We start from the raw sequence: 14,081 nt of genomic DNA, 5'->3' as shown, positions 1-14,081 counted from the left end.
CTGCGCTAATTTTTCCCGCCTGGATTCGTTTTATAGGGACGACGTGCCTTTGTGCTTCCTGCCTATTGCTCCGGATCCCAAGAAATGAACGCTGAAGACTCCTTGAAACTTGCTCGCCGGTTTATCGGGTTGCCCCTGGAAAAACGCCAGTTGTTCCTCCAGGCGCTGCAAAAGGAAGGGATCGACTTCTCGCGTTTTCCGATTCCGGCCCAGGTCGATGCCGAGGATCGCCAGGCGTTGTCCTACGCCCAGCAGCGTATGTGGTTTCTCTGGCAACTGGATCCTGCCAGCGCAGCCTATAACCTGCCGGGAGCGGTGCGTCTAAAGGGCACCTTGAGCCTGCCGGCCATCGAGCAGGCGTTTGCCAGCCTGATCGCGCGGCATGAAACCCTGCGCACAGTGTTCCAGCGCCAGGCCGATGAGCGCCTGGTGCAAGTGCCCTGCCAGCCTGCGTTAGCGATTGAACCACTGGATCTTGGCAACTTGCCGCCGGTTGAGCGTGAACAGGCGGTGATGGCTGCCGCCACCGCGCAATCGCTGCAGCCCTTCGACCTGGCCAATGGCCCCTTGTTGCGCGTGCAATTGCTCAAACTCGCCGAGCAAGAGCATGTGTTGCTGCTGACCCTGCATCACATCGTCTCGGACGGCTGGTCGATGAACGTGCTGATCGACGAGTTCATCCGATGCTATGACGCCTTTGAACGCAACCAGTCGCCGCAACTGCCAGACCTGCCGATCCAGTACAGCGACTACGCCTTGTGGCAGCGCCGCTGGCTGGAGGCGGGGGAGCAGGCGCGGCAGCTGGATTACTGGCGCGAACAGTTGGGCGATGAACACCCGGTGCTGGAGTTGCCAACGGACTTTGCACGCCCAGTCGTGGCCAGCCATCAGGGCCAGCGCTATGAGTTCGCCTTGCCGGCAGCCTTGGCCGACGGTGCGCGGTTGTTGGCTCGCCAGCAGAACGTATCGTTGTTCACCGTGCTGCTGGCAGCGTTCAAGATCCTGCTGTTTCGCTACACCGGCCAGACTGACCTGCGGGTAGGCGTGCCGATTGCCAACCGGCATCGCGGTGAAACCGAGGGCCTGATCGGGCTGTTCGTCAACACTCAAGTCATGGCTGCCCACGTTGATGGGCAGGCGCGGGTCAGCGACCTGTTGCAGGGGCTCAAGGATGTGGTCAATGGCGCCCAGGCCCACCAGGACCTGCCGTTCGAGCGCCTGGTCGAGGCGCTCAAGCCGGAGCGCAGCCTGAGCCACACGCCACTGTTCCAGGTGCTTTACAACCACCAGCCACAAGTGGCAGACCTAGAAGCGCTGGTGCTGGAATCCGGACTCTCCCTGAGCCTGGTCGAGTGGCAGAGCCGCACCACTCAGTTCGACCTCAGCCTCGACACCTGGGAAAAGGGCGGCACCCTGCGCGCTGCATTGACCTTCGCCACCGACCTGTTCACGCCCGCCACCATCGAGCGTATGGCCCGCCACTGGAGCCACTTGCTCGGCGGCATGATCGACAACGTACAGCAGCGCGTGGCTGAGTTGCCGATGCTCGACGCCAGCGACTATCAGCAGCAAATTCATGGCTGGAACGCCACCGCCTCTGAGTACCCGCAAGCGCGCAGCATCCATCGACTGATCGCCGAGCAGGTGGAGCGCCAGCCCGACGCTCTGGCCCTGACCTTTGGCAGCAAGACTCTGAGTTATCGCCAATTGGACGGCCAGGCCAATCAACTGGCGCACAAGCTGATCGAGCTGGGCGTTGGCCCCGAAGTGCGCGTTGGCGTGGCCATGCAGCGCACCGACGCCTTGATCGTTGCCTTGCTTGGCGTGCTCAAGGCCGGCGGCGCCTATGTGCCGCTGGACCCGGATTACCCGGCTGACCGCGTCGCCTACATGCTGCAAGACAGTCGCGCTCAGGTGCTGCTGACCGAGGCCGAGCTGCTCGCCGACTTGCCTCAGACCCAGGCCCAGGTGTTGCAGATGGATCAACTGGCTGGCTACCCGTTGAGCGCACCGGTCACCCAGGTTGCGCCCAACAACCTGGCCTACGTGATCTACACCTCCGGCTCCACCGGCAAGCCCAAGGGCGTAGCCATTGCCCATGGCAACGTACTGGCACTGATCCACTGGTCGCAGCAGGTCTACAGTCGCGAAGATATCCAGGGTGTGCTGGCTTCCACTTCGGTGTGTTTCGACCTCTCGGTGTGGGAGATTTTCGTCACCCTGGCCAACGGCGGCTCGCTGATCCTTGCCCGCAATGCCCTGGAACTGCCCGAGCTGCCGGCCCGTGACCAGGTGCGCCTGATCAACACCGTACCCTCGGCCATCAATGCCTTGCAGCGTGCCGGGCAGATCCCCGAGAGTGTGCGCATCATCAACCTGGCCGGCGAGCCGCTCAAGCAATCCCTCGTGGACCGCCTCTATCAGCAACCGTCGATCAAGCAGGTCTTTGATCTGTACGGCCCGTCCGAAGACACCACCTATTCCACCTGGACCCCTCGCGAAGCCTTGGGCCAGCCGTCCATTGGCCGGCCGTTGAGCAACACCCAGGGTTATATCCTCGATGCCGACCTGCAACCGGTGCCTACCGGGGTGGCTGCCGAGCTGCACCTGGCCGGCGCCGGGCTCACCCGGGGCTATCTGGGCCGGGCCGCGATGACTGCCGAAAAATACGTACCCAACCCGTTCTCCAGTACTGGCGAACGGCTGTACCGCACTGGCGACCTGACCCGCTATCGCGCCGATGGCGTGATCGAGTACGTCGGGCGGATCGACCATCAAGTGAAGATCCGTGGCCTGCGGATTGAGCTGGGGGAGATCGAAGCGCGCCTGCTCAGTCACCCGCAAATCAAGGAAGCACTGGTGATCGCCCAGGATGGACGCTTGCTGGTGGCCTACGTGGTGCCGACAGCAATGCCCCAGGATCACGAGGTATTCACGCAAACGTTGCATGCGTACCTGGCCGAAACTTTGCCTGAATACATGCTGCCAACGGTGACCATGGCCTTGGCACAGTTTCCCTCGACCCCCAATGGCAAGCTGGACCGCAAGGCGCTGCCGCGGGCCGGTGAGGCCAAGGTGCAGGCGTTCAGTGCGCCGCAGGATCCACGGCAACTGCTGCTTGCCGGGATCTGGCAAGACATTCTTGGGCAGTCGCAGATTGGCCTGGATGACAACTTTTTCGAACTGGGCGGCGACTCCATCGTGTCGATCCAGTTGGTCAGCCGTGCCCGCCAGGCCGGTTTGCAACTGGCGCCCAGCGACCTGTTCCGTCACCAGACCCTACGCAGCCTGGCCGCTGCCGCGCGTGAAGTGTCGGCGCTGGCCATCGAGCAAGGCCCGGTCCAGGGGCCGGTGCTGTTGACCCCGGTGCAGCAATGGTTCTTTGCCGAGGATATTCCCACACGCCAGCACTGGAACCAGTCGCTGCTGCTGACTCCGCGTCAGCCGGTAGACGTCACAGCACTGGCTGGCGCGTTGCAGGCGCTGGTGGCGCAACACGATGCCTTGCGTCTGCGCTTTGTCGAGCGCGGGGAGGGCTGGGAACAGACTCATGCCCCGTCGGCAACTGTGGAGTTGTGGCAGCGCCAGGCCGCCAGCGTCGAGGAATTGCGTGAGCACTGTGATCTCGCCCAGGCCAGCCTGGACCTGGAGCACGGCCCGTTGATGCGGGCCTTGCTCGTGGACATGGCCGACGGCAGCCAGCGCCTGTTGCTGGTGCTGCATCACCTCGTGGTGGATGGGGTGTCCTGGCGTGTGTTGCTGGAAGACTTGCAGCGCGGCTACGGCCAAGGCGTGGCCGGCCAACCGCTGACCACGGCGCACAAGACCAGCGCCTACCAGCAGTGGGCAGTACGCTTGGACGACTACAGCCGCAGCCCGGCGCTGCTGGCTGAGTTGGCGTACTGGCGCGAACAATTGCAGGGCGTGGCAAACGACTTGCCCCGGGATAACCCGCAGGGCCGGCAAACCCAGGCAGTGGCTGAACATATCCGCTGGCGCCTGGACCGCGAGCAAACCCGTCAACTGCTGCAACAGGCGCCAGCGGCGTACCGTACTCAGGTCAACGACCTGTTGCTGGCGGCCCTGGCGCGCACGATTTGTCAATGGACCGGACACCCTTCGGCGCTGATCCAGCTGGAAGGCCACGGTCGTGAAGAGCTTTTCGATGACATCGACCTGACTCGCACCGTGGGCTGGTTCACCAGCCTCTACCCGTTGCGCCTGACGCCAAGCGTCGAGCTGGGTGCCACCCTCAAGGCGATCAAGGAACAGTTGCGCCAGGTGCCCAACAAGGGCATAGGCTATGGTGTGTTGCGCTACGGCGCGGCGGCCAATGAACTGGCGGTCTTGGCCCAGCCAAGGATTACCTTTAATTACCTGGGGCAGTTCGACCAGCAATTTGGTGAGGATGCGTTGTTCGTACCGGCCAGCGAAGGCGGCGGCCAGGCCCAGAGCCTGGGCGCACCCTTGGCTAACTGGCTGAGTGTGGAAGGGCGGGTCTACGCCGGTGAACTGGAACTGGACTGGAGCTTCAGTGGCGAAGTCTTTCGTCGGGACACCATCCAGGCCCTGGTGGACAGCTGCGCGCGCACCTTGCACGAACTGATTGAACACTGCCTCGATCCACAACAGGGCGGCGCGACGCCTTCGGACTTCCCGCTGGTCAGCCTCGACCAGGCACAACTGGAAGGCCTGGGCCTGCCATTGGCGCAGATCGAGGACCTCTATCCGCTGTCGCCGATGCAGCAGGGCATGCTGTTCCACAGCGCCTACGATGCCGAGCCCGGCGCCTACATCAATCAACTGCGCCTGACCATTGAAGGCCTGGACGTGGCGCGGTTTGCCCAGTGCTGGGAGGCGGTGCTGGAGCGCCATGAAGTGCTTCGCGCACGATGTGTCTGGGAAGGCCAGGCGCAGGCGATGCAAGCGATCCAGCGCTCGGTGCAATTGCCGCTGACAGTGCTGGAGAGCGCTCCTGACGACCTCGATCGTTTGGCCCTTGAACAGCGCGAACAAGGCTTCGACCTGCACCAGGCGCCGTTGTTGCGCCTGGTGCTAGTACCGCTGGCGGCCCGGCGTTATGAGCTGATCTACACCAGCCACCACATCCTGATGGATGGCTGGAGCAATGCCCAACTGCTGGGGGAGGTCTTGCAGCGGTACGCCGGACAAGTGCCGCCACCGGCCACCGGGCGTTATGCCGACTATGTGGGCTGGCTGCTGGCGCAGGACGCCGGCGCCAGCGAGCAATTCTGGCGCGTGCAACTGCAAGCGCTGCCCGCGCCGACCTTGCTTGGCAACGCCTTGCCGGCGTCGCGCGAGGGCAGTGGCCATGCCAGTCACCACGTACTGCTGGACGCAACCACCACCGCGCGCCTGGGTGAGTTTGCCCGGCACAACAAGGTCACCTTCAATACCCTGTTGCAAGCGGCATGGGCGGTTTTGCTGCAACGTTATTGCGGCCAGTCGAGCGTGGCCTTTGGCGCCACAGTGGCCGGGCGTCCGGCTCATTTAGCCGGGATCGAGCAGCAGGTCGGGTTGTTTATCAATACCTTGCCGATCATTTGCAGCCCGGATGCTACCCATAGCGTCGCCAACTGGCTGCAGCACGTGCAGGCGCACAGTGTGCTCCTGCGTGAGCATGAGCACACACCGCTGTACGACATTCAACGCTGGGCCGGGCAGCCTGGTAGTGCGCTGTTCGACACCTTACTGGTGTTTGAAAACTATCCGGTGTCCCAGGCGCTGCAAGCCGGTGCGCCGGCCGGCTTGAGCTTCAGCGGGCTGCACAACCATGAACAGACCAGCTATCCGCTGACCCTGGGCATCGAGTTGGGTGAAACCCTGAGCCTGGGCTTCAGCTACGCCCGGGCCGATTTCAGCCCGCAGCAGATACGCGTTATCGGCACAAGCCTGCTGCAACTGCTTGCGCAGTTTGTTGAGGATAACCAGCAAGCACTGGGCAACCTGAGCCTGCGCGAGCCAACCCTGGAGCAAACCGCAGTACAGCCGGCACTCGACCCGCTGCTGGCGCACCAGCGTATCGAACGCCGCGCGGCAGCGACCCCGGATGCCCTGGCCTTGATCAGCGGTGACGAGCGCTGGACCTATGCCGAGCTCAACGAGCGCGCCAACTGCCTGGCCCATCGCTTGCGTGAGCAGGGCGTAATGCCCGGCCAGCGCGTCGGGCTGGCGGTGCGTCGCGGTGGGGCGATGATTGCCAGCCTGTTGGCGATCCTCAAGGCAGGCGCCGCCTACGTGCCACTGGACCCCGATTACCCAGCCCAGCGCCTGGCCTACATGATTGATGACAGCGCAATGGACCTGCTGCTGCGCCAACCCGGCGTACTCGACGACGTCCTGGCCGATGCACGCGTGCCGTGCCTGCTGCTCGACGGTTCGGAGCGCGACTACCCACGCACCAACCTGGCCAACCTGGCGCAGGCCGAGCATCTGGCCTATGTGATCTACACCTCCGGTTCCACCGGGCAGCCCAAGGGCGTGTCCATCGCCCATGGCGCGCTGCGCGAATTCTGCACGATAGCCGCCGAGTACTCACAGCTCACGCCCCAGGATCGGGTACTGCAATTTGCAACATTCAGCTTCGACGGTTTTGTCGAACAGTGCTTCCCGCCGCTGTGCGAAGGCGCCTGCCTGGTGCTGCGCGGCGATGAAACCTGGGACACGGCGACCTTGTACGAGCAGATCATCGAACACGGCGTGACCTTGGCCGATTTGCCGGCAGCCTATTGGTTCCTGCTGGCCCAGGACTGGGCGGCGGACCTGCAGCGCAGTCGCGGGCGACTGCGCCAGGTGCACGTGGGGGGTGAGGCGATGTCGGTGGAGGGGCTCAAGCTCTGGCACGCCGCAGGCCTTGGCGGCGTGCGCTTGCTCAATACCTACGGCCCGACCGAGGCCACGGTAGTGTCCAGCACCCACTTGTGCCAGCTCGAGGATGTCGATGAAGCCAATGGCGTACCGATTGGTCGTGCCTTACCGGGGCGAGCGCTGTATGTGCTCGACCGCGACGCCAACCCGGTGCCCGATGACGTGGTGGGTGAGTTGTGTCTCGCTGCCTGTGAAGGTTTGGCCCAGGGTTATCACCAGCGTCCGGCACTGACCGCCGAGCGTTTTATTCCCGATCCTTTAGCCGCCGTGGCCGGCAGCCGCGTGTATCGCACTGGCGATCTTGCACGCCGCGACGCAGCGGGCGTGGTGCATTACTGCGGGCGGATCGACCATCAGGTGAAGATCCGTGGTTTTCGCATCGAGCTGGGCGAAATCGAATCGCGCCTGTTGCAACAATCCGGTGTGCGTGACGCGGTGGTCCTGGCCCATCAAGGCGCAAGCACCCAGCAACTGGTGGCCTATATCGTGCCGGCGCAGGCCGAGCGCTCGTTGTGCGAGCGCCTCAAGGCCAGTCTCAAGGCGAGCATGCCGGACTACATGGTGCCGACCCATTGGATGGTGCTCGACCACTTGCCACTGACCTCCAACGGCAAACTCGACCGCAAGGCCCTGCCGGCACCGGACGCCAGCCTGTTGCAACAGGACTACGTGGCACCGGTCACGGCACTGCAACAGCAACTGGCCGATATCTGGCAAACAGTGTTGAACCTGCCGCGCGTGGGTTTGAACGACAACTTCTTCGAGCTGGGAGGCGATTCGATCCTGTCGATGCAGGTGGTCAGCCGCGCCCGTCAGGCGGGGCTGCACTTCACTGCCAAAGCGTTGTTCGAGCAGCAAACGATTCAAGGTTTGGCCAGCGTAACGCGCAGCGGTGAAGGCGTGCCGACCATCGACCAAGGGCCGGTGGCCGGCGTCATGCCGTTGCTGGCGGTGCAGCAGGCGTTCTTCGAGGAGGATGTTCCCCAGCGCCATCACTGGAACCAATCCGTGCTGCTTGCGCCCCAGCACCCCCTGGACGGCGCACGACTCGCCCAGGCCTTGCAGGCGCTGGTCGGCCATCACGATGCCTTGCGCCTGAATTTCTACCGCGACGGCGAGCAGTGGGTCGCCAGCCATGGCGAGGCGTCGAACCCTGAGCTGCTGTGGCAGCATCGGGTCAACGATGAAACCCAGCTCCAGGCGGTGGCCGATCAGGCCCAGGCCAGCCTGGACCTGCAACAAGGCCCGCTGCTGCGCGCGGTGTTGTTTGAGCGTGCCGATGGCAGCCAGCGCTTACTGGTGGCGATTCACCACCTGGTAGTCGACGGCGTGTCATGGCGCATCCTCTTGCAAGATCTGCAGGACGCTTACCGTCAGCCCGCCCTGGGATTACCGGCCAAGACCACCGCGTTCAAAACTTGGGCTGAGCAACTGCAAGGTCTTGCCCGCAGTCCCGCGCTGCAAGCCGAGATTTCGTTTTGGCAATCACTGGGCGCAACCGACAACCATCTGCCGGGCGCCAAGCCGGATGCCAGCTTGCGCAGTCGCGACGGCGTCACGCTTGATACACGCCTGAATGCCGAGCTGACCCGGCGCCTGTTGCAGGATGCGCCAGCGGCCTACCGCACCCAGGTCAACGATCTGCTGCTGACCGCGCTGGCGCGAGTCATCACGCGCTGGACGGGACGCAGCGAGGTGCTGATCCAGCTCGAAGGCCATGGCCGTGAAGAGCTGTTCGACAATCAGGACCTGACCCGCACCGTGGGTTGGTTCACCAGCCTGTTCCCGGTGCGTCTGGCGCCTGCCGAGGCGCTGGGAGATTCAATCAAGCAGGTCAAGGAACAACTGCGCGCCATTCCCAACCGGGGCGCAGGCTTTGGCGCCTTGCGTTACCTGGGTGACGCTGCCGTGCAGCAAACCCTGGCGGCACTGCCGGCGCCGCGTATCACCTTCAACTATCTGGGCCAATTCGACAGCACCGTTGAAGGCGAGCAAACGGCGTTGTTTGTGCCCAGTGGCGAGCATGCCGGGGTTGAGCAGCATCCGGACGCACCACTGGGTAACTGGTTGACCCTCAACGGCCAGGTATTTGAAGGCCAATTGTGCCTGGGCTGGACGTTCAGCCAGCAGATGTTCGACGCAGCGACCATCCAGCCACTGGCCGATGCCCTGGCTGTAGAGCTCAAGGCTGTGATCGAGCACTGCACCACAACCGGTCATCACGGCGTGACACCGTCGGACTTCCCGCTGGCGGCGTTGACACAGGCCCACGTGGATGTGCTTGCCGGCGCGCCTGAAGCCATCGAAGACATCTACCCGCTCTCGGCCATGCAGCAAGGCATGTTGTTCCACAGCTTGCTGGAGCAAAGCGGCGGCGATTACGTCAATCAGATGCAAGTATCGGTGGACGGCCTGGACCCAGAACGCTTTCGCGCAGCGTGGCAGGCGGTGGTCGATGGGCACGCCATTCTGCGCACGGCCTTTGCCTGGCAGGGCGGTTTGCCGCAGCCGATGCAGGTGGTGCACAAGCAGCTTGATGTGCCCTTTACCGTGCTCGACTGGCGCGCGCGCGACGATCAATCAGTTGCGCTGCAAGCGCTGGCTGCTGCCGAACTGGCTCAGGGTTTTGACTTGAACCGGCCTGGGCTATTACGCCTGGTACTGGTGCGCGTGGATGACCGTCGTTGCGAACTGCTTTACACCAACCATCACATCCTGATGGACGGCTGGAGCAATTCGCAACTCCTGGGTGAGGTGCTGCAGCGTTATGACGGCCAGGCGCCGGGACCGTCCGTTGGGCGCTATCGCGATTACATCGCCTGGCTGCAACGCCAGGATCAACAGGCCAGTGAACAATTCTGGAGCGCCAACCTGACGGCACTGGAGGAGCCGACCCTGCTGGCACAGACGGTCAGTGGCCAGGGGCAGGCCGCCGCCGGTCACGGCGACCATCACTTGATGTTGGATGGGGAGCAAACCCGCCGCCTGAGCGAGTTTGCCCGCCAGCAAAAAGTCACCTCCAACACCTTGGTGCAGGCCGCGTGGCTGTTGCTGTTGCAGCGCTACACTGGGCAGGACTGCGTGGCGTTTGGTGCCACGGTCGCCGGTCGCCCGGCTGACTTGCCGGGTATCGAGCAGCAGGTTGGGCTGTTCATCAATACCTTGCCGGTGGTTGCCAGCCCGCGCGCCGAGCAAACCGTCAGCCAATGGTTACAGGTCGTGCAGGGACAAAACCTGGCCCTGCGCGAGCATGAGCACACGCCGTTGTTCGATATCCAGCGTTGGGCCGGGCAGAGCGGTGACGCACTGTTCGACAGCCTGCTGGTATTTGAGAACTACCCGGTGGCCGAAACCCTCAAGCGCGGCGCGCCGCAAGGCTTGGTGTTCGGCGAAGTGCAGAGTCATGAGCAGACCCATTATCCGTTGAGCCTGTCGGTCAGCCTGGGGCAGACCCTGAGTGTGCATTACCGCTATAGCCATGGGCACTTTAGCGCCGACACCATCAGCGAGCTCAGCGGGCATTTCAGCCACGTGCTGCTGGGTATGCTCGATCAGCCCGAGCTGGCGCTGGGTGATTTGTCGATGCAAGGCGCTGCGCGGCAACAACAGATGGTCGCGCAATGGAACCCGGCGGCGGTCGATTACCCGCGCGGGCAATGCATCCACCAACTGTTCGAGGCCCAGGCTGAGCGCGCTCCCGATGCCGTCGCCCTGGTGTTCGGCCAGCAGTCGCTGACCTATCGCGAGCTCAACGAACAGGCCAACCAACTGGCGCATCGGTTGCTGGCTGAAGGTGTCGGGCCGGATCGTCTGGTGGGGATCGCGGTGGAGCGCGGCTTGCCGATGATCATCAGCCTGCTGGCGATACTCAAGGCCGGTGGCGCCTATGTGCCGCTGGACCCGGCATACCCGGCTGATCGCCTGGCGTACATGATGCAAGACAGCGGCCTGAGGTTGCTGATTACCCAGGCGCCGCTGCTGGGGGCGCTGCCAATTCCAGGCGGTGTTGAGGCGCTGGTGCTGGACGGTGAGGCGGGCTGGTTCGCGGGCTATCCGAGCCACAACCCGCAGCCATCGGCCGGGCCGGGCAACCTTGCCTATGCAATCTACACCTCCGGTTCAACCGGCAAGCCCAAAGGGGTAATGGTGCCCCATGGCGCCCTGGGCAACTTCATTGCGAGCATGGCCCGCCAGCCGGGGCTTGCGGTGGGAGAGCGGATCCTGTCTCTGACCACCTTCTCGTTCGATATCTTCGGCCTGGAGATCTACCTGCCGCTGACCGTTGGCGCCTGTGCGGTGTTGGTGGACAAAGACACCACCCTCGACCCGGACGCGATCCTCGCCACCGTGGCTACCCAGCGTGTCAACACCCTGCAAGCCACGCCCTCGACCTGGCGCATGTTGCTCGACAGCCCGCAGGTGGCGGCGTTGCAGGGCTGCACCTTGCTCTGCGGTGGCGAAGCCCTGGCCGATGAACTGGCGGCACGCATGCTCGCCCTCGGTGGAGCGGTATGGAACCTCTATGGGCCAACCGAAACCACCATTTGGTCAGCCGCCCATCGTCTCGACGGCCAGCCATGGCTGGGGCGGCCGATCGACAACACCGGCCTGTACATCGTCAGCCAGGACGGTGCCTTGGCCCCGGTCGGCGTGCCCGGTGAGCTGTTGATCGGCGGTGATGGCCTGGCGCGCGGCTACTTCCAGCGCCCAGGCCTGACTGCCGAACGTTTCCTACCCGACCCGTTCGGTGCGCCCGGCCAGCGCTTGTACCGCACCGGCGACCTGGCGCGCTATCGCGCCGAAGGGGTGATCGAATACCTCGGGCGCTTGGACCACCAGGTGAAAATTCGCGGCTTCCGGATCGAACTGGGGGAAATCGAAGCGCGCATACAGGCCCAGGATGCTGTGCGCGAAGCGGCCGTGGTGGCCCTCGATGGACCCAGCGGCCCGCAACTGGTGGGTTACGTAGTGCTCGCCGAATCGACGGACAGCACCGAGCAACATACGGCGTTGCGCGAGTTGATCAAGGCCGGGCTCAAGCAGCATCTGGCCGACTACATGATCCCTGCGCACCTGGTATTCGTCGCGCAGATGCCCTTGACCCCCAACGGCAAACTGGACCGCAAGGCCTTGCCGGCACCGGATGTCAGCCAGACGCAAAAAGCCTATGTGGCGCCGGTTTCGGAACTTGAGCAGCAACTGGCCGGGATCTGGCAAGAGGTGCTCAAGGTCGAGCGCGTGGGGCTTGGCGACAACTTCTTCGACCTGGGCGGGCACTCCCTGCAAGTGGTGGTGATGCTGTCCCGTGTGCGGGCAGTGCTTGGGGTAGACGTGGCCGTGAAGGACTTTTACGCGCAGGACAGCCTCGGGGCCTTGGCCCAATCGCTGGTCGATGCGACCCGGGACGATGGCCTGGATGATGACTTTGACCTGATCTTCGATGCCCTTGATGAGCTGGAGCAGGAAAACCTGGAGGAAACCAATGCTTAAGCAAGGCGGGGCCAAAACCGCAGAACTGGTGGCGCGTATCAAGGACTTGAGCGCACCCAAGCGTGCGCAACTGTTCCGCAAGCTGGAGCAGCAGGGCGTCAACGTCGCGCGTTTCCCGATTGTGCCGGCTAGCGAAGCCGGGCCCCAGCAACTGTCGTATGCCCAGCAGCGGCAATGGTTTCTCTGGCAGTTCGACCCAACGGGCAGTGCCTACAACATCTGTACGGCGCTGCATTTGAAGGGGGAGCTGGATGTCGAGGCGCTGCAACGCAGCCTGTCGCAGGTGCTGGCGCGCCATGAAGGGCTGCGCGCCGGATTTGTGCAGCAAGGCGAGCAGGTGCGATGCATCATGCGGCCCATCGAAGCCGTGGAGCTTGCGGTGCAGGCTGCCCCGGCAGGCGACCCCGAGTCCGTAATCAAGGCGTTTGTCCAGGTGCAGAGCAGCCAGCCGTTCGATCTGGAACACGATCTGCTGCTGCGCGCCGCGGTGTTGCGCCTGGCGGACGATGAGCACGTGTTGGTACTGACGTTGCATCACATCATCACCGATGGCTGGTCGATGCAGATCATGATCGATGAGCTGCTGGCGCTGTACATTGCCCAGGTCACGGGCACGCCTTGCGCGTTGCCGGCACCGATCATTCAATACGCTGACTATGCCGCCTGGCAACGGCAATGGCTGGAGGCCGGGGAAGGGCGCCGGCAACTGGATTACTGGCGCGGTAAATTGGGCAGCGAGCACGTCTTGCTTGAACTACCGGTGGATCGCCCACGCCTGGGGCCACCGGACCAGCGTGGGGCGACGCTGCCGCTGGCGTTGGATCGTGCCTTGAGCGACGGCCTCAAGGGCCTGGCGCAGCAGCAAGTGGTGAGACCGTTCATGTTGTTGCTGGCGTCGTTCCAGGTGCTGTTGCACCGCTACAGCGGCCAGTCTGACATTCGCGTCGGCGTACCCACCGCCAACCGCAACCGGGCCGAGACCGAGCGGGTCATCGGCTTTTTCGTCAATACCCAGGTGATGCAGGCCACGCTCGACAGCCAGCAGCCCTTTGCGGACTTTGTGCAGACGGTGAAGGCGGCGGCCCACGAGGCCCAGACCTGGCAAGACCTGCCGTTCGAGCAGTTGGTGGAGGCGCTGCAGCCCGAGCGCAACAGCCTGCACACGCCGCTGTTCCAGGTGATGTTCAACCATCAGATGGAAACTGGCCGGTTTGCCGATGGCCAACCCCTGGGCGGATTGCTGTGCACGCCAGTCGACTCGGAGAACCTCAGTGCGCCGTTTGACCTGACCCTCAATACCTTCGACGGCCCTGATGGCCTGTCGGCGGTCCTCACCTATGCCACCGATATCTTTGACGCCTCGACCGTCGAACGCATGGCGCGGCATTGGCAGAGATTGTTGCAGGGCATGGTCGATGATCCACGGCAGCGCATCGGTCAACTGCCGATGCTCAACGCCGCTGAACAGCACCTGGCGTTGCAAACCTGGAACGCCAGCACTGCCGACTACCCTCGCGACAGCGCCATCCACCACCTGATCGAAGCCCAGGCCGCCCGCACCCCGGATGCCGTAGCATTGGTCTTCGACACCCAGTCATTGACCTTTGCCCGACTCAACCAGCAGGCCAACCGCCTGGCCCATCGCCTGATCGCGGCCGGTGTCGGCCCTGATGTACTGGTGGGAATTGCGGTGCAACGCAGCG

At 63.8% G+C, this 14,081-nt stretch carries 2 protein-coding genes; both read left to right on the top strand.

Going from position 1 to position 14,081, the window contains the following annotated elements; genetic code table 11:
• Positions 1 to 84 precede the first annotated feature (84 nt).
• On the top strand, positions 85 to 12,378 hold the full coding sequence (locus HBO24_RS26780) for a non-ribosomal peptide synthase/polyketide synthase (RefSeq protein ID WP_170060683.1): 12,294 nt from the start codon (positions 85 to 87) through the stop codon (positions 12,376 to 12,378).
• Positions 12,371 to 14,081, top strand: a 1,711-nt coding sequence (locus HBO24_RS26775; RefSeq protein WP_170060682.1) for a condensation domain-containing protein, incomplete at its 3' end; no start/stop codon positions are given. The genes HBO24_RS26780 and HBO24_RS26775, both read left to right, overlap by 8 nt.

The sequence above is a fragment of the Pseudomonas sp. WS 5410 genome (assembly GCF_012985645.1).
GTDB lineage: Bacteria > Pseudomonadota > Gammaproteobacteria > Pseudomonadales > Pseudomonadaceae > Aquipseudomonas > Aquipseudomonas shahriarae.
Note: the sequence above shows the minus strand (reverse complement) of the source record. Positions and strands in the feature narration are given on the sequence as shown.